This window comes from Cellulomonas wangleii (genome assembly GCF_018388445.1).
In the GTDB taxonomy this organism is placed as follows: domain Bacteria; phylum Actinomycetota; class Actinomycetes; order Actinomycetales; family Cellulomonadaceae; genus Cellulomonas; species Cellulomonas wangleii.
In genome coordinates, this window is sequence record NZ_CP074405.1 from 1803909 (window position 1) to 1822185 (window position 18277).

Sequence of the window (18277 nt, forward strand, 5' to 3'; positions counted from 1 at the left end):
AGAGCTCACCGGTTCGTCGCGGGTCGGCTTGGCACGCTGTTGGGTCCTGAGGGAACAGCCACGTGGTGGGTGTTGCCTTGGTCGGGACCGTGAGGTCCGGTCGAACCGCCGGCTCGGGTGGTGCTCGTCCCTTCGGGGGTGGGTGCTGGTTGGGTGCGGTAGGCGCCGGGGTGTCTTGCGGTGGCCGGTGGTTGCTTGAGAACTGCACAGTGGACGCGAGCATCTTTGAATGATCTTTGTGGTCAAGTTTATAAGTGCACAGGGTGGATGCCTTGGCACCAGGAGCCGAAGAAGGACGTAGTAGCCTGCGATAAGCCTCGGGGAGTTGGCAAACGAACCGTGATCCGAGGATGTCCGAATGGGGAAACCCCGCACGAGTCATGTCGTGTGACCCGCACCTGAATATATAGGGTGTGTGGAGGGAACGCCGGGAAGTGAAACATCTCAGTACCGGCAGGAAGAGATATTCCGTGAGTAGTGGCGAGCGAAAGCGGATCAGGCCAAACCGAGCGCGTGTGATAGCCGGCAGGCGTTGCGCGTTCGGGGTTGTGGGACCTTTCAGTCCGGGCTGCCGCCCGGGCAGGGAGTCAGAAAGCCGCGTTATAGTCGAAGGGTCTTGAAAGGCCCGGCACAGAGGGTGTTACCCCCGTAGACGAAATGGCGTGCCTCCCGAAGGGGATCCCAAGTAGCTCCGGGCCCGAGAAACCCGGAGTGAATCTGCACAGACCACTGTGTAAGCCTAAATACTACCTGGTGACCGATAGCGGACAAGTACCGTGAGGGAAAGGTGAAAAGTACCCCGGGAGGGGAGTGAAATAGTACCTGAAACCGTGTGCATACAATCCGTCGGAGCCTCCCTAGCAGGGGTGACGGCGTGCCTTTTGAAGAATGAGCCTGCGAGTTAGTGGTACGTGGCGAGGTTAACCCGTGTGGGGAAGCCGTAGCGAAAGCGAGTCCGAATAGGGCGACCGTAGTCGCGTGCTCTAGACCCGAAGCGAAGTGATCTAGCCATGGGCAGGGTGAAGCGCGGGTAAGACCGCGTGGAGGCCCGAACCCACCAGGGTTGAAAACCTGGGGGATGACCTGTGGTTAGGGGTGAAAGGCCAATCAAACTTCGTGATAGCTGGTTCTCCCCGAAATGCATTTAGGTGCAGCGTCACGCGTTTCTTGCCGGAGGTAGAGCTACTGGATAGCCGATGGGCCCCACAAGGTTACTGACGTTAGCCAAACTCCGAATGCCGGTAAGCCAGAGCGTGGCAGTGAGACTGCGGGGGATAAGCTCCGTAGTCGAGAGGGAAACAGCCCAGACCACCAGCTAAGGCCCCAAAGCGTGTGCTAAGTGGGAAAGGATGTGGAGTTGCACAGACAACCAGGAGGTTGGCTTAGAAGCAGCCACCCTTGAAAGAGTGCGTAATAGCTCACTGGTCAAGTGATTCCGCGCCGACAATGTAGCGGGGCTCAAGCACACCGCCGAAGCTGTGGCATTCACACATGAGACAAGCCTTCGTGGTTCAGTCGTGTGGATGGGTAGGGGAGCGTCGTGCCGGCAGTGAAGCCGCGGGGTGACCCAGCGGTGGAGCCGGCACGAGTGAGAATGCAGGCATGAGTAGCGAAAGACGGGTGAGAAACCCGTCCGCCGAATGACCAAGGGTTCCAGGGCCAGGCTAATCCGCCCTGGGTAAGTCGGGACCTAAGGCGAGGCCGACAGGCGTAGTCGATGGACAACGGGTTGATATTCCCGTACCGGCGAAGAACCGCCCATACCGAGCCCGGTGATGCTAACCGTCCGAGCCTGCCTCATCGTCCTTCGGGACACCGGGGCAGGGGAGCACGGGACCCGAACCGGTAGTAGGTAAGCGTATTAACAGGGGTGACGCAGGAAGGTAGCCCAGCGTGGCGATGGTAGTCCACGTCCAAGGTCGTAGGGTGAGGTGTAGGCAAATCCGCACCTCGTGAAGCCTGAGAGCCGACGGGTACCGCGTATGCGGGAAATGGGTGATCCTATGCTGCCAAGAAAAGCCTCGACGCGAGGTTCTAGCCGCCCGTACCCCAAACCGACTCAGGTGGTCAGGTAGAGAATACCAAGGCGATCGAGAGAATCGTGGTTAAGGAACTCGGCAAAATGCCCCCGTAACTTCGGGAGAAGGGGGGCCTCAAGCGTGAACCGGCATGCCCGGGGAAGCGTGGAGGGCCGCAGAGACCAGGGAGAAGCGACTGTTTACTAAAAACACAGGTCCGTGCGAAGTCGCAAGACGATGTATACGGACTGACGCCTGCCCGGTGCTGGAAGGTTAAGAGGACGGGTCAGCACGCAAGTGCGAAGCTCAGAATTTAAGCCCCAGTAAACGGCGGTGGTAACTATAACCATCCTAAGGTAGCGAAATTCCTTGTCGGGTAAGTTCCGACCTGCACGAATGGCGTAACGACTTCTCCGCTGTCTCAACCGCGAACTCGGCGAAATTGCACTACGAGTAAAGATGCTCGTTACGCGCAGCAGGACGGAAAGACCCCGGGACCTTTACTATAGCTTGGTATTGGTGTTCGGTGCTTGTGTAGGATAGGTGGGAGACTGTGAAGCCGGCACGCCAGTGTCGGTGGAGTCAACGTTGAAATACCACTCTGGTCGCTCTGGATATCTAACCTCGGTCCGTGATCCGGATCAGGGACAGTGCCTGGTGGGTAGTTTAACTGGGGCGGTTGCCTCCTAAAATGTAACGGAGGCGCTCAAAGGTTCCCTCAGCCTGGTTGGCAATCAGGTGGCGAGTGCAAGTGCACAAGGGAGCTTGACTGTGAGACTGACAGGTCGAGCAGGGACGAAAGTCGGAACTAGTGATCCGGCGGTGGCTTGTGGAAGCGCCGTCGCTCAACGGATAAAAGGTACCCCGGGGATAACAGGCTGATCTTGCCCAAGAGTCCATATCGACGGCATGGTTTGGCACCTCGATGTCGGCTCGTCGCATCCTGGGGCTGGAGTAGGTCCCAAGGGTTGGGCTGTTCGCCCATTAAAGCGGTACGCGAGCTGGGTTTAGAACGTCGTGAGACAGTTCGGTCCCTATCCGCTGCGCGCGCAGGAAACTTGAGAAGGGCTGTCCCTAGTACGAGAGGACCGGGACGGACGAACCTCTGGTGTGCCAGTTGTTCCGCCAGGAGCACGGCTGGTTGGCTACGTTCGGAAGGGATAACCGCTGAAAGCATCTAAGCGGGAAGCCTGCTTCAAGATGAGGTTTCCATGCCCTACGGGGTGAGAGGCTCCCAGCTAGACCACTGGGTAGATAGGCCGGATGTGGAAGGCAGGACTAACGACTGCCGCAGCTGACCGGTACTAATAAGCCGACAACTTGACTAACTTCATTCATTGCTACGCGTCCACTGTGCGGTTCCCGAGAAACCAACGGTTCATTCCCGTTGACATCTCGACAGGGTTACGGCGGTCATAGCGAAGGGGAAACGCCCGGTCCCATTCCGAACCCGGAAGCTAAGCCCTTCAGCGCCGATGGTACTGCACCCGCCAGGGTGTGGGAGAGTAGGACGCCGCCGGACAATCATTCAACGAAAGGCCCACCCCTGTCAGGGGTGGGCCTTTCGTCGTTCCCCCGCCCACCACCCCCGTGCCCAGGTCGGGCACGACGTGAGAAGACTCTCCGCGCACCCGCGCGACCGGAAGGTCCGTCGTGTGCCCGTGGGCCTCCCGTGGTGGGACGATGGGGTCAGACGATCGATCGAGGAGTACAGATGAACAGCGACGCCCCCACCGGCCCCGGTGGCCAGGACCGACCCCGCAGGAACGGACCGCAGCACGGCGGCCGGGCCGGAGGCTACGCCGGCGGTCGCCCGGGTGGGGAGAGCCCCCGATCCGGGCAGGACCGTGCCGGGCGCCCGTCCTCGGACGCGCGGGGAGCGCGGCCGTCCAGCGGTGGTCCGCGCACAGGCGCGCAGCGCCCCGGCGGTCAGGCGCAGGGCGGCTGGTCGGAGCGACCGCGGACCGGTGGCCCGCGCCCGACCGCGGCCGGCGGGTCCGGCGTGCGCGGCCCTCGGCAGGGGCGTCCGGCGGGATCCCGCCCCGACGGCGACACGTGGGGATCGCGGCCGGGAGGTGGCGAGCGTGACGGCACCCGTCCTGCCTGGGGCGGGACGGGGGACCGCGGCGACCGCCGAGGCGTGGGTGCCGGTGCGGGTCGGCCCGCGCGCGGCGGTGGCTCGTTCGGCCGCCCGAGCAGTGGCGGGCGTCCGTGGGAGAGCTCCGACCGCAGCGAGGCCCGTCCGCCGCGTAGTGGCGGTCCGTCGGGTGGCGGCCCGCGTGGTGGTCGCGACGGGGACAGCTCGTTCCGTGGCGGGCCCCGGCCCGCGGGCGGCAGGTCCGGTGGTTCCGCGGCATCCGGGCGGCCCACCGGTGGCCGCTCGTTCGGTGACCGTGACCGCTTCGGCGGTGGCACGGACCGTCCGGGCCGTCCCGCGTTCGGTGACCGCGACCGTGACCGTCGTCCGTCGGCCGGTGAGCGTCCGGGTCGCCCGGCCTCGGGGGAGTGGAGCGGTCGGCCCTCCTCCGGCGACCGCGACCGGCGCCCGTTCTCGGGCGGTCGCGGTGAGCGCCCCGTGTCCCGTGACCGTGACCGTCGACCCTTCTCGGGTGAGCAGCGGTCCGACCGCCCGGCGTCCGGTGACCGCACGGGTCGACCCGCGTTCGGTGACCGTGACCGTCGGCCCTCGTCGGGTGAGCGCACCGGTCGGCCCGCCTTCGGTGACCGTGGCCGTGGTCCGTCCTCGGGGGGCGGGACGGCGCGTCCGGCGTTCGGTGACCGTGACCGTCGTCCGTCCTCCGACCGCCCGGCCTTCGGTGACCGTGACCGCGGTCCCTCCTCCGAGCGCCCCGGTCGTCCGGCGTTCGGTGACCGTGACCGTCGTCCGTCGTCAGGCGAGCGGTCCGACCGGCCGTCGTTCGGGGAGCGCTCGGGTCGTCCGGCGTTCGGTGACCGTGACCGTGGCGGGTCCTCGGGTGAGCGCCCCGCTCGTCCTGCCTTCGGTGACCGTGGCCGTGGTCCGTCGTCGGCTGAGCGGTCCGACCGGCCGTCCTTTGGCGACCGCACAGGTCGTCCCGCAGGCGGCGGCCGTCCGTACGGGAGGGACGAGCGGCCGGCGACGAGTGGCGGCGCCCGATTCGGAGACCGTTCCGCCGCCCGTCCGACGCCCGACGAGCGGGAGGCCCGGGTGCCGGACCCGGTGATCCCCGAGGACGTGACCTTCTCGATGCTCGACCGCGACGTGCGGGGGCCGCTGCGCACGCTGAGCAAGGAGAACGCCGAGCGCGTGGGCCGCCATCTGGTCATGGTGGGACGGCTGATCGACGAGGACCCCGAGGCGGCGTACGAGCACGCACAGGCCGCGGTGCGCCGTGCCGGGCGGGTCGACGTCGTGCGCGAGGCCGCCGGGCTCGCGGCCTACCGCACCGGCCGGTACGCCGAGGCGCTGCGAGAGCTGCGCACGGTGCGACGGCTCAACGGCTCGTCCGAGCACCTGGCCGTCATGGCGGACTGCGAGCGGGGACTGGGCCGCCCGGAGCGGGCGATCACGCTCTCGCAGGAGCCCGAGGCGCAGACGCTCCCGGCGGACACGCAGATCGAGATGGCGATGGTCGTCAGCGGGGCGCGTCTCGACCTCGGTCAGGCCGAGGCCGCCGTCGCGGCCCTGTCCGGACCCCTGGTCCGCGCGGCGCGGGGGCTCCTCGCCGCCCGCGTCGCACAGGCACGCGCCGCGGCGCTCGAGGCCGCGGGTCGCGCGGACGACGCCGCCGCCGAGCTGGCGGCGTACCCGCAGGAGGTCCTCGACGAGGCCGCCGGCAACGTCACGGAGCACGAGGACGTCGTGGTCTACGACCTGGCGGACGAGCCCGCCGAGGAGCAGGAGCTCGCCCCGGGTGGGCCGACGCAGGACGTGTCCGACGACGACGTGTCCGACGACGACGTCCCCGACGACGACGTGTCCGACGACGACGTCCCCGACGAGGACGTCGCCGACGATGACCTCCCCGACGAAGACGTCCTCCTCGAGGGCGTCGGGGCGGGCGAGGTCGTGCCTGAGCCGTCGACCGACGAGCCCACCGCGCCGGGGACCGACGCCCCGACCGACGTCGTGGACGGTGCGGACGACGCGTCGGCGCAGGAGTCGCGGTGACCGCGCGCGGCCTGCTCGGCTGCGACGTGCCGCTCGCCGAGCGGTACGACCTGGCGCTCGTGGACCTGGACGGCGTCGCGTACCGGGGGCACCACCCCATCGACGGTGCGTCCGAGGGGCTGGCGGGTGCGCGCGCTGCGGGCATGCGGCTGGTGTTCGTGACGAACAACGCGTCACGCGAGCCGGAGGCGGTCGCCGAGCAGCTGACGGGGCTCGACATCCCGACGCGGCCCGACGAGGTCATGACCGCGGCGCAGGCGGCCGCCGAGCTCCTCGCGACGCGGGTGCCCGCCGGCGAGCGGGTGCTCGTGGTCGGCGGGGCAGGGCTGCACACCGCGGTGGCGGCGAAGGGCTACCGCATCGTCGCGTCCGCGGACGACGAGCCCGTCGCGGTGGTCCAGGGCTACGCCGCGGACGTGGGCTGGGCCCAGCTCGCCGAGGCCGCGTACGCCGTCCAGCGCGGCGCCTGGCACGTGGCGTCGAACCTCGACCTGAGCCTGCCGACGGCACGCGGGTTCGCGCCCGGCAACGGTGCGCTGGTCGGTGCCGTGCGGGCCGCGACCGGGGTGGAGCCGTCTAGCGCGGGCAAGCCGTCGCCGACCATGTACCGCCTGGCCGTCGCCCGTGCCGGTGCGAGCAGGCCGCTGGTCGTGGGTGACCGGCTCGACACCGACCTGGCCGGTGCGCGGGCGGGGGACATGCCGGGGCTGCACGTGCTCACGGGTGTGAGCACCGCGCGCGACGCGGTGCTCGCCGCGCCGGGCGAACGGCCGCACTACGTGGCCGCGGACCTGCGGGCGCTGCTCACGCCGCACCCCGAGCCCGTGGTCGACGGCGGGTGGTGGGTGTGCCGGGGTGCGGCCGCGCGTGTCGTGGACGCCGTCCTCCAGGTCGACGGGCTGCCCGACGACCCGGTGGACCTGGTGCGTGCCGCGTGCGCGGCCGCCTGGGACGCCGCGGACAGCGGCGCGGGCCCCGACCCGGCGTCGGTGCCCGAGCTCCTGCGCTGATCGGGGCGCCGCGCCGACCTGTGGGCGACCGCCCCGCGGCGGCGACCGCCGGGTACCGTGGGCGAGCGCGCGACCGGCCGGTGCCGGCGGCGAGCCCGGGGTGACGGCGGCCCGACCGCGGACGGCGTCCGTGGTGGTCGAGAGGAGACGTGACGTGAGCGAGCCCGTGCAGGACCCGACGGTGCCGGGGGCGGTGCCGACCTCCGGCGACCCCGCGGTCGACGAGGCCCTGACCCGGCTCGCCGGCGTCGAGGAGCAGGACCTGCGTGTCCAGCTCACCACCTTCGAGGACGTGCACACGGCGCTCCAGGACCGGTTGGCGGACGCCGAGGGATGACGACGACCATGACCAGGGCACGGCTCGACAGCGAGCTCGTCCGGCGAGGGCTCGCGCGCTCGCGCGGTCACGCCGCACAGCTGCTCGCGGCCGGCCGCGTGCGGGTCGACGGTGCCGCCGTGCGCCGCGGTGCGACGAGCGTCGACGACGGCCAGGACGTCCACGTCGAGACCGACCCCTCCGATCCCGGGTACGCCTCGCGGGCGGCGCACAAGCTCGCCGACGCCCTCGACGGGTACGGCGCCGCGGGTCCGGTCGTCGCCGGCAGGCACTGCCTCGACGCCGGTGCCAGCACCGGCGGCTTCACCGACGTGCTGCTGCGCCGCGGTGCGGCGCACGTCGTCGCGGTCGACGTCGGGCACGGGCAGCTGGTGCCGCGGCTGCGCGACGACCCGCGGGTCGAGGTCCGTGAGCACGTCAACGTCCGGGACCTGCGAGCCGGTGACGTCGTCCCGGCACCGGGCCTCGTGGTCGCCGACCTCTCCTTCATCTCGCTGACGCTCGTGATCGACCCGCTGCTCGCGGTGGCCGAGGACGCGGCCGACCTGGTTCTGCTCGTCAAGCCGCAGTTCGAGGTGGGCCGCGACCGGCTCGGCGCCGACGGCGTGGTGCGTGACCCCCGCCTGTGGGCGCAGGCCGTGACGACCGTCTGCGAGCGGGTCGTCGCGTCCGGTGCGGTGGTGCGCGACGTGCGCCCGAGCACGCTGCCCGGTACCCACGGGAACGTCGAGTTCGTGCTCTGGGCGCAGGGCCCGGGTGCGGCCGGCGCCGGTGCGTCCTGGTCGGCGGTGACGGCGGCGGTGGCCACGGCCGTGGACACCGCGCTGGACCGGGACACGCTCCAGGTCGGCGCGGGGCAGCGGTCACCGGGCACGGGAGGTGCCCGGTGACCCGGCGCGCGCTCGTCGTCCGGCACAGCGGTCGGCCCGAGGCGCTGGACGCCACCGAGGCCGTGCTGCGCGCCCTGCGCGACGCGGACGTCGAACCGGTCACCGCGTCCCAGCACACGACCGCCGACGAGCTGCCGCCGTTCGAGCTCGCGGTCGTGCTCGGAGGGGACGGCACGATCCTGCGGGCCGCCGAGCTCACGCGCGGCACGGACGTGCCCCTGCTCGGCGTCAACCTCGGGCACGTGGGCTTCCTGGCCGAGATCGAGCCGGCGGACGTGGCGACCGCCGTGCAGCGCCTGGCCGACGGTGACTACGCGGTCGAGGAGCGCGTCACCCTGGACGTGCGCCTGGTCGACGCCGACGGCACGGTGCGGACCGCCTGGGCCCTGAACGAGGCGGCGCTGGAGAAGACGGACCCCGCACGGATGATCGAGGTGGTCATCGAGGTCGACGGCCGCCCGCTGTCGTCGTTCGGCTGCGACGGGCTCATCGCGGCGTCCGCGACCGGCTCCACCGCGCACGCGTTCTCGGCCGGGGGCCCGGTGGTCTGGCCGGACGTGCGCGGGACGGTCATGGTGCCGCTGGCGGCGCACACGCTCTTCGCCCGGCCGCTGGTCATGGGCCCGAGCAGCGTGCTGGCGGTCGAGGTCATCGAGCGGTCCCCGTCCACGGCGGTGGTCACCTGCGACGGCCGGCGGCAGCTGCCCGTCGCGCGGGGGACCCGCATGGAGGTCAGCGTGAGCGACGTGCCCGTGCGGTTCGCACGGCTCTACCCCGCGCCGTTCACGACGCGGCTCGTGCAGAAGTTCGACCTGCCGGTCGTGGGTTGGCGGGGCGCCCGCAGCAGTGACGAGGACGGTGCTTCGTGATCGACGAGATCCGGATCGAGGACCTGGGTGTCATCGGTCGCGCGCACGTGCGGCTCGGCCCCGGGCTGACGGTGCTCACCGGTGAGACCGGCGCCGGCAAGACGATGGTGCTCACCGCGCTCGGACTCCTCCTCGGCGGGCGCGCCGACCCCGCGACCGTGCGGACCGGTGCCACGGGCGCGGCCGTGGAGGGGCGCGTCCTGCTGCCCGCGGGGTCGCCCGCGCTCGAGCGCGCCCGGGAGGCCGGCGCGGAGGTGGACGACGACGGGTCGCTGGTCGTGCTGCGCACCGTCAGCGCGGGTACCCCCGGGTCTCCGGGACGTTCCCGGGCCCACCTCGGCGGGCGGTCCGTCCCGCAGGGCGTCCTGGCGGAGATCGCCGAGGAGCTCGTGACGGTCCACGGCCAGGCGGACCAGATGCGTTTGCGCTCTGCCGCCCGGCAGCGCGCCGCCCTCGACGCGTTCGCCGGGCCGGCGCACGCCGAGGTGCTCGCGCGGCACGCCGCGACATGGGCGCAGCGGGTGCGTGTGCAGGCGGAGCTCGACGACCGGGTCGCGCACGCCCAGGAGCGTGCTCGCGAGGCCGAGCTGCTGCGCCTGGGCCTGGCCGAGGTCGAGCGCGTCGCGCCGCAGCCGGGGGAGGACCTCGAGCTGGCCGCCGAGGCCGAGCGGCTCGGCAACGCCGAGGACCTGCGCGCCGCGGCCGCCGGCGCGCACGCCGCACTCGTGGGGGACGAGGACGCGGCGGACGTCGGCGCGGCGGCCGTCGTGCTGGTCGAGGAGGCGCGGCGCTCCCTCGAGCACGCCGGGCACCACGACCGGGCGCTGGCCGACCTGGCGACCCGCGCCGCCGAGGCGGGCTACCTGCTGGCCGACCTCGCCGCCGAGCTCTCGGCGTACGTCCAGGACCTGCAGGCCGACCCGGCGCGGCTCGACGCCGTGCAGCGCAGGCGTGCGGAGCTGACCGGCCTGACCCGCAGCTACGGCGAGGACGTCGCCGCCGTGCTCGCGTGGGCGCAGGACGCCTCGCAGCGGCTGCTCGACCTCGACGGCGGGCAGGAGCGCGTCGCCGAGCTCACGGAGCAGCGGGACGCGCTCGACGACCGGCTGCGTGAGCTGGCCGCGACGATCACCGCCACCCGCGCCCAGGCCGCCCTGCGGCTCGCGCAGGCGGTCACCGAGGAGCTGGCGAGCCTGGCCATGGGTGGTGCGCACCTCGAGGTCGTCGTGCGCCCGGCAGACGAGCCCGGCCCGCACGGTGCCGACCACGTCGAGATGCTGCTCGTCCCGCACGCGGGTGCCCCGGCGCGGCCGCTCGGCAAGGGGGCGTCGGGCGGTGAGCTCTCGCGCGTCATGCTCGCCCTCGAGGTCGCGCTCGCGACCGCGGAGGGCTCCGGGGCGGCCACGCCCGGGACGTTCGTGTTCGACGAGGTGGACGCCGGTGTCGGCGGTCGCGCCGCGACGCAGGTGGGGGAGCGGCTCGCGCGGCTCGCGCACGGCACGCAGGTGCTCGTCGTCACCCACCTGGCGCAGGTCGCCGCCTTCGCCGACCGCCACCTGGTGGTCTCCAAGTCCTTGGCGGACGGCGTGGACGTGGTGACGGAGTCCGACGTGCGCGAGGTGGACGGCGAGGAACGGGTGCGCGAGCTGGCCCGGATGCTCTCCGGGCAGGACGACTCGGTCACGGCACGCGCGCACGCGGCGGAGCTGTTGGCCCAGTCCGTGGGACGATGATCCTCGATGAGAGTCTCCCTTCGCCGCCGCACGCCCGCGACCGATGATGCCGAGGTCGTCGGCCCGGCTCGTGTCGACCCCCGCACCAAGGCGCTGACCAAGCGGCTCAAGCCCGGCGACATCGCCGTGATCGACCACCTCGACCTGGACCGCGTGTCCGCCGAGGCGCTCGTGGCGTGCCAGCCCGCCGCCGTCCTCAACGCGGCGAGGTCGACGTCCGGCCGCTACCCCAACCTCGGACCCGAGATCCTCGTCGAGGCGGGCATCCCGCTGATCGACGACCTCGGGCCCGACGTCATGGCGATCGCCGAGGGCCGCGTGCTGCGGGTCGTCGACGGTGCCGTCCACGACGGTGACACGCTCGTCGCCGAGGGCGTCGCCCAGACCGCGCAGAGCGTCGCCGCGGCGATGGCCGAGGCGCGCGAGGGGCTCTCGGTGCAGCTGGAGTCCTTCGCGGCCAACACGATGGACTACCTGCGCCGCGAGCGTGAGCTCCTGCTCGACGGCGTCGGGGTGCCCGATATCGACACGCGCATCGAGGGTCGTCAGGTCCTCATCGTCGTGCGGGGGTACCACTACAAGGAGGACCTGGTCACGCTGCGTCCGTACATCCGTGAGTACCGGCCGGTGCTCATCGGTGTGGACGGCGGCGCGGACGCGATCCTCGACGCCGGCTGGCGTCCCGACATGATCGTCGGTGACATGGACTCGGTGTCCGACCGGGCGCTGCGGTGCGGCGCCGAGATCGTCGTGCACGCCTACCGTGACGGTCGCGCGCCCGGCATCGCCCGCGTCGAGGAGCTCGGCGTGCCGTACGTGGTGTTCCCGGCGACGGGCACCAGCGAGGACGTCGCGATGCTGCTGGCCGACGACAAGGGCGCCGAGCTCATCGTCGCGGTCGGCACGCACGCCACCCTCGTGGAGTTCCTCGACAAGGGGCGCTCCGGCATGGCCAGCACGTTCCTCACCCGGCTGCGCGTCGGCGGCAAGCTCGTCGACGCCAAGGGCGTCTCCCAGCTCTACCAGCACCGCATCTCCAACCTGCAGCTCACGCTGCTCGTGCTGGCCGGGCTGCTGGCCCTCGGTGTGGCCCTCGCGTCCACCGCTGCCGGGCAGACCCTGATCGGCCTGGTCGGCGCGCGCGTCGACGACCTGCTGTCGTGGGTCGGCTCGCTGCTCGGCGGATCGCCGTGACCGCCCCCGCCCGCCGTGCCGCCGCCCCCGGCCTGCGCGGCGTCCCGTTCGTACGTCCCGCCGCGATCCGTCGCGCACCCGATCGAGAGCACACCCCGTGATCGACTTCCGGTACCACATCGTCTCCCTCATCTCCGTGTTCCTTGCGCTCGCCGTCGGCATCGCCCTCGGCGCAGGCCCGCTGAAGGAGACCATCGGCGACACCCTGACGGGCCAGGTCGAAGGGCTGCGCGCCGAGAAGGAGAGCCTGCGATCCGAGCTGGACCGCACCGGCGGTGAGCTGGCCGCCGCGGACGCGTTCGCCTCCGCCTCCGGCGAGCGCCTGCTCGCGGGTGCCCTGACCGACCGCCGTGTCGCGCTGGTGCTCGTCGACGACGTCCCCGAGGACGAGGTCGCGGCGCTCGTCGAGCGGTTCACGCAGGCCGGTGCCGAGATCTCGGCGACGGTGACGGTGGACGCCGCGTGGACCGATCCCGCGATGGCGACGTACCGCCGGACCCTGGCGGGCACGGTCATGTCCTACCTCGACCAGCCGCCGGCGGCCGACGCCGGTGCGGACGCCGAGCTCGCCGAGGCGCTCGTCTCGGGGCTCGTCGGTGCCGACTCCGCCGCGCCCGACGCGCTGTCGGAGAACGCGTCGTCCCTGCTCGACGTGCTCGCGGCGGGTGACCGTCCCCTGGTGTCGTACGCCCAGGACGTGACCCGTCCGGCGGATGCCGTGGTGGTCGTCGCCGGCACGCCGGTCGAGCCCGCGGACGGCGACGCGACGGCCGCGCCGACGCCCGTCACCTTCGACGCCCAGCTCGCGCTGGCGGCCGCGGCGCAGCGGCTCTCCGAGGGGGCCGTCGTCGCGGGGACCGGGACGGACGGCGACGACCTGGTCGCCGCGGTGCGTGGTGACGACGCCCTCGCCGACACCGTGACCACCGTCGCCGACGTCGCGACCGTCAGCGGGCAGGTCGTGGTGCCGCTCGCGCTCGCCGCCGCGATCGCCGACCAGCCCGGCCACTACGGCTACGGGGACGGGCTCCAGACGCTGCCGCCGGCCGTCCAGCTCACACCCGTGGACCGCACACCCGTGGTGCCGGAGGCGGACGACGCCGCGGCGCAGAGCGAGGTGCCGGACCAGGCCGGCGGTGAGGGATGAGCCGCGCGGGCCGTCCCGCAGCCGCGCTCGTCGCCGCCGCGGTCACGGCCGCGGCGCGTGGTGCGCTGGACTGGCAGCCGCCGGGCGGCGCCACGACGTGGACGCGCACCAACCACCGCGGTGAGCCCGTCAGCCTGCTGGAGGGCCCGGCGGTGGTCGCCGGCGTCCTCGCGGGCGTGCTGGTCGGTGCGGGCGGTCTGCGGGCGACCGCCGCGACCGCGACGGCCGTCGTGGGCGCCGGTGCCTTCGGCCTGGTCGACGACCTGCGCGAGGACCCCGGGACGCGTGCCAAGGGCCTCCGGGGGCACCTCGGCGCCCTCGCCCGCGGGCAGCTGACCACGGGAGGGCTGAAGGTGCTCGGCATCGGGGCGTGCGCCCTCGCGGCGGCCACGCTCGCCCCGCCCGCCGGCGGCCCCGCCGGTCGTCCCGTCGGCCGCGTGGTGGACACCCTCGCGTCGGCGGCGCTGGTGGCCGGCACCGCCAACCTCGTCAACCTGCTCGACCTGCGCCCGGGGCGGGCTCTGAAGGCCGTCTCCCTGGCCGCGGCGCCGCTCGTCGGCACCGGCGGCGGCGTGGCGGCGTGCGCGGTGCTCGGTGCGGCCTCGACCGCCGTCGAGGCCGACCTCGCCGAGACGGACATGCTCGGCGACTCCGGGGCGAACGCCCTGGGCGCGGCGCTGGGCACGGCGCTGGTGCTCGGTGCGCCGCGCCCCGTGCGGCTCGCGGCGCTCGTCGGCGTCGTCGGCCTGACGCTCGTCAGCGAGCGGGTCAGCTTCACCCGCGTCATCGAGCGCACGCCGGTGCTGCGCGAGATCGACGCGTGGGGGCGGCGCCCCGCCGCGCCCCGGGCGGGCGTGGGCACCACGCCATGACCCGCGCGGGCCTGCGTCGTGCTGTCCAGGGGCTGCTCGGCGCGGCGGCGATGATCGCGGTCGTCACGGTCGTCAGCCGCGTGCTCGGGCTCGTGCGCACGCTCGTCCTCAACGGCACCGTCGGGCACGAGGCGATCGCCGACGCGTACAACGCGGCCAACCTCCTGCCCAACGTGCTCTTCGAGGTCGCGGCCGGTGGGGCCCTCGCGGGCGCCGTCGTGCCGCTGCTGGCCGCGCCCGTGGCACGCGCCGACCGCGCGCAGATCGACCGCCTCGTGTCCGCGGCGCTCGGGTGGGTCCTGCTCGTCCTGGTCCCGCTCGGCATCCTTCTCGCGGCGCTGAGCGGCGTCGTGGCGGCGGTCGCGAGCAGGGACGACCCCGTGCTGGCGGCGACCGTGCGGTACTTCGTGCTGGTGTTCTCGGTGCAGGTCCCCGTGTACGGGCTCACCGTGCTGCTGTACGGCGTGCTGCAGGCGCACCGCCGGTTCTTCTGGCCGGCGTTCGCCCCGGTGCTGAACTCCCTCGTCCTGATCGCGACCTTCCTGGTGTACGGCGCGCTCGCGGACGGCGAGACGTCCGACCCGACGGCGCTCGTGCCGGGCGCCATCGACCTGCTCGCGTGGGGCACGACGGCGGGCGTCCTCGCGATGCTGCTGCCGGTGCTGCTGCCGGTGCGCCGCCTCGGCGTGCGGATGCGTCCCACGCTGCGGTTCCCGGACGACGCGGGCCCCCGGTTCCGGGCGCTCGCGCTCGCCGGTGTCGGGTCGGTCGCCGCCCAGCAGCTCTCGGTCCTCGTCATCTGGTACGTCGCCAACGAGCTGCTGCCGCACGACGGGCGCGGGTTCTCCGCGGTCGTCTACGCCCAGCAGGTGTACCTGCTGCCGTACGCGGTCCTGGTCGTGCCCCTCGCGACGTCGACGTTCCCGCGCGTGGCGGCGCACGCCGCGACGGGGGACCGCGCTCGGTTCGCCGCGACGTCGGCCGTCACGACGCGCGCGGTGCTGACCGTGGGGGCGCTGGGCGGCGCGGCCGTGGTCGCGGGCGGCAGCGGCGTGGCCCGGGTCTTCGCGGACCTCGCGACGGGCGAGGGTGCCGGGCTGGCCGAGGCCATGGGCATCCTGCTCACGTGGATGCCGGCGGGGGTCGTCGGGCTCGCGGTGATGTTCCACGTGTCCCGCACGCTCTACGCCGTGGAGCGGCCGCGCGCGGCGATCCTCACGAACGTCGTCGGGTGGGGCGCCGTCGCCGTCGCCGTACCGCTGCTCGTCGTGCTGGGGGACCCGCAGGACCCGACGGCCGTCCTCCGGTCCATCGGGCTCGCGACGGCGCTCGGCATGGCGCTCGGCGGCGTCGCGGCGGTCCTCGCTCTGCGACACGCCGCGGGAGGTGCAGCGCTCGCCGGTCTGGGGCGTACGGCGGTCGTCGCGCTGGGTGCCGGCGTGCTCGGTGCGGTCGCGGGCCGAGGTGTCGCGACCACCGTGCTGGACCTGGTGGGCGACGGCGCGCTCAGTGCGACCGCGGCCGCCGGCGGGGGCGCGGTCGTGGCCGTCACGGCCGTGGTCGGGGCGGTCGCGCTGCTGGACCGCGGCACGCTGACCGGTGTGCTCCGCGTCGAGCGCACGCCGGTGCCGGACGCGACGTCCGGCGACCCGGCACCGTCCGGACGGACCGGTCCGACCCCGACGTGACGCACGGCGCGCCACGTTCGGGTGTCGCCGCGTCCCGGTCGGGCGCCGGGTCCGGTAGGGTGGAAGCCCGTGATGGAACGCGCGCATCGACTCTCCGGGCGGTCGGACTCCCTGACCCGGCACATCTTCGTCACGGGGGGCGTGGCCTCCTCTCTGGGCAAGGGCCTGACGGCCAGCAGCCTCGGTCGACTTCTCCGTTCGCGCGGCCTGCGCGTCACGATGCAGAAGCTCGACCCGTACATCAACGTGGACCCCGGGACGATGAACCCGTTCCAGCACGGTGAGGTCTTCGTCACCGAGGACGGTGCCGAGACCGACCTGGACGTGGGCCACTACGAGCGGTTCCTCGACGTCGACCTGGTCGGCTCGGCGAACGTCACGACCGGGCAGGTGTACTCCGACGTCATCGCCAAGGAGCGCCGCGGCGAGTACCTCGGCGACACCGTGCAGGTGATCCCGCACATCACGGACGAGATCAAGGGGCGGATGCGCTCGCAGGCGTCCGAGGACGTCGACGTGATCATCACCGAGATCGGCGGCACCGTCGGCGACATCGAGTCGCAGCCGTTCCTCGAGGCGGCACGCCAGGTGCGCCACGACCTCGGACGCGACAACGTGTTCTTCCTGCACGTGTCCCTGCTGCCGTACATCGGCCCGTCCGGGGAGCTGAAGACCAAGCCCACGCAGCACTCCGTGGCGGCGCTGCGCAGCATCGGCATCCAGCCGGACGCGATCGTGCTGCGTGCGGACCGCGAGGTGCCGGAGTCGATCAAGCGCAAGATCGCGCTGTTCTGCGACGTCGACGTGGACAGCGTCGCGATCGCCAAGGACGCGCCGAGCATCTACGACATCCCGCGCGTTCTGCACGCCGAGGGCCTCGACGCGTACGTCGTCCAGCGGCTCGGCCTGCCGTTCCGCGACGTCGAGTGGAGCGGCTGGGACGCGCTGCTCAGCCGGGTCCACGCCCCTGCGCACCAGGTCGAGATCGCGCTGGTCGGCAAGTACATCGACCTGCCCGACGCGTACCTCTCGGTGACCGAGGCGCTGCGCGCCGGCGGGTTCCACCACGACGCACGCGTCACGATCCGGTGGGTGCCGTCCGACGACTGCCGCACCCCGGAGGGCGCCCGGGAGGCGCTCGGCGGCGTGGACGCCGTGCTCGTGCCCGGCGGCTTCGGCGTGCGCGGCATCGAGGGCAAGCTCGGCGCGCTGCGCTGGGCGCGGGAGCGCAAGGTCCCCACGCTGGGCCTGTGCCTGGGGCTGCAGTGCATGGTCATCGAGTACGCGCGCAACGTCGCCGGGCTCGAGGGGGCGTCGTCCTCCGAGTTCGACCCGGACTCGCCGCACCCCGTCATCGCCACGATGGAGGAGCAGCTGACGATCGTCGGCGGCGAGGGCGACCTCGGCGGCACGATGCGCCTGGGCGCCTACGACGCCGCGCTCCTGCCCGGCTCGGTCGTCGCCGAGGTGTACGGCAGCGAGCGCGTCTCGGAGCGGCACCGGCACCGGTACGAGGTGAACAACGCGTACCGCGACAAGCTCGAGGCCGCCGGCCTGGTGATCTCCGGCGTCTCGCCCGACCGCTCGCTCGTGGAGTTCGTCGAGCTGCCGCGCGAGGAGCACCCGTACTACGTCGCGACGCAGGCGCACCCGGAGTTCAAGTCGCGTCCCACGCGTGCGCACCCGCTGTTCGCGGGTCTCGTCGGCGCGGCGCTCGCGGCGCGGACGACCGCGTGAGCGACGAGGCGCTCGTCGACGTCCCGCGCGAGCGGGACGTCGTCGAGCACCGCCTGCTGCACGACGGACGGGTGTGGGACGTGGTGTCCGACACGGTGCGGCTCGACGACGGTGACGTCGTGCGCGAGTACGTCGACCACCCCGGCGCCGTCGCGGTGATCGCGCTCGACGACGAGGACCGCGTGCTGCTGCTCTCCCAGTACCGGCACCCGGTGCGCCACGTGCTGTGGGAGCCGCCCGCCGGTCTGCTGGACGTCGAGAACGAGGACCTCGTCACGGCGGCCGCCCGCGAGCTCGCCGAGGAGGCGGACCTCGTGGCCGGCCGGTGGTGGCGGCTCGCGGAGTACTTCACCTCGCCCGGTGGGTCCGACGAGCGCATCACGATCTTCCTCGCGCGGGACCTGTCGCCCGTGCCCGAGGCCGAGCGCTACGTGCGCGGCGAGGAGGAGGCCGACATCGTGCCCGTCTGGGTGCCGCTGGACGACGTCGTCGCCGGGGTGATGGCCGGCCGGCTGCACTGCCCGACCACGGTCGTCGGCGTCCTCGCGGCCGTGGCCGCGCGCGGTGCCGGCTGGTCGGGTCTCACCGAGGTGACGCCCGCCTGACGTGACCGTGAGGCCCGCGAGGGGCGG

General features: G+C 72.5%; 12 protein-coding genes and 2 rRNA genes. All 14 read left to right on the top strand.

Features of this window, described 5'->3' with window-relative positions; translation table 11 throughout:
• Nucleotides 1-240: 240 nt before the first annotated feature.
• The 14 genes from KG103_RS08310 (at nucleotide 241) to KG103_RS08375 (ending at nucleotide 18250) form a co-directional block, all read left to right on the top strand.
• Nucleotides 241-3346, top strand: a 23S ribosomal RNA gene (locus KG103_RS08310).
• A gap of 77 nt (nucleotides 3347-3423) precedes the next feature.
• Nucleotides 3424-3540: ribosomal RNA gene (gene rrf / locus KG103_RS08315) — 5S ribosomal RNA — on the top strand.
• A 1665-nt stretch (nucleotides 3541-5205) separates the two neighbouring features.
• On the top strand, nucleotides 5206-6168 hold the full coding sequence (locus KG103_RS08320) for a hypothetical protein (protein WP_249670889.1): 963 nt from the start codon (nucleotides 5206-5208) through the stop codon (nucleotides 6166-6168).
• Nucleotides 6165-7178 (top strand): HAD-IIA family hydrolase, encoded by a 1014-nt coding sequence (locus tag KG103_RS08325; protein ID WP_207342124.1) that lies wholly within the window; start codon nucleotides 6165-6167, stop codon nucleotides 7176-7178. Before KG103_RS08320 ends, KG103_RS08325 begins: the two co-directional genes overlap by 4 nt.
• Before the next feature lie 154 nt (nucleotides 7179-7332).
• Complete coding sequence (locus tag KG103_RS08330; protein ID WP_207342148.1) at nucleotides 7333-7515, top strand: hypothetical protein; 183 nt, start codon at nucleotides 7333-7335, stop codon at nucleotides 7513-7515.
• The gene (locus KG103_RS08335; RefSeq protein WP_207342123.1) at nucleotides 7512-8405 is read left to right on the top strand and encodes a TlyA family RNA methyltransferase; all 894 of its coding nucleotides are present in this window, start codon (nucleotides 7512-7514) and stop codon (nucleotides 8403-8405) included. The genes KG103_RS08330 and KG103_RS08335 overlap by 4 nt, the downstream gene beginning before the upstream one ends.
• Nucleotides 8402-9274 (top strand): NAD kinase, encoded by an 873-nt coding sequence (locus KG103_RS08340; RefSeq protein ID WP_207342122.1) that lies wholly within the window; start codon nucleotides 8402-8404, stop codon nucleotides 9272-9274. Before KG103_RS08335 ends, KG103_RS08340 begins: the two co-directional genes overlap by 4 nt.
• Nucleotides 9271-11007 (top strand): DNA repair protein RecN, encoded by a 1737-nt coding sequence (gene recN, locus KG103_RS08345; protein ID WP_207342121.1) that lies wholly within the window; start codon nucleotides 9271-9273, stop codon nucleotides 11005-11007. Before KG103_RS08340 ends, recN begins: the two co-directional genes overlap by 4 nt.
• 6 nt (nucleotides 11008-11013) lie before the next feature.
• Nucleotides 11014-12201 (top strand): putative cytokinetic ring protein SteA, encoded by a 1188-nt coding sequence (gene steA / locus KG103_RS08350; protein ID WP_207342120.1) that lies wholly within the window; start codon nucleotides 11014-11016, stop codon nucleotides 12199-12201.
• Nucleotides 12202-12298: 97 nt separating this feature from the next.
• Nucleotides 12299-13348, top strand: coding sequence for a copper transporter (locus tag KG103_RS08355; RefSeq protein WP_207342119.1), 1050 nt, complete (start codon nucleotides 12299-12301; stop codon nucleotides 13346-13348).
• The gene (locus KG103_RS08360) at nucleotides 13345-14220 is read left to right on the top strand and encodes a hypothetical protein (protein WP_207342118.1); all 876 of its coding nucleotides are present in this window, start codon (nucleotides 13345-13347) and stop codon (nucleotides 14218-14220) included. The genes KG103_RS08355 and KG103_RS08360 overlap by 4 nt, the downstream gene beginning before the upstream one ends.
• Complete coding sequence (murJ, locus tag KG103_RS08365; RefSeq protein ID WP_207342117.1) at nucleotides 14217-15908, top strand: murein biosynthesis integral membrane protein MurJ; 1692 nt, start codon at nucleotides 14217-14219, stop codon at nucleotides 15906-15908. The genes KG103_RS08360 and murJ overlap by 4 nt, the downstream gene beginning before the upstream one ends.
• Before the next feature lie 72 nt (nucleotides 15909-15980).
• Nucleotides 15981-17645: a CTP synthase gene (locus KG103_RS08370; protein WP_278186619.1), complete on the top strand. Its 1665-nt coding sequence runs from the start codon at nucleotides 15981-15983 to the stop codon at nucleotides 17643-17645.
• Complete coding sequence (locus tag KG103_RS08375; RefSeq protein ID WP_207342116.1) at nucleotides 17642-18250, top strand: NUDIX domain-containing protein; 609 nt, start codon at nucleotides 17642-17644, stop codon at nucleotides 18248-18250. The genes KG103_RS08370 and KG103_RS08375 overlap by 4 nt, the downstream gene beginning before the upstream one ends.
• Nucleotides 18251-18277 lie beyond the last annotated feature (27 nt).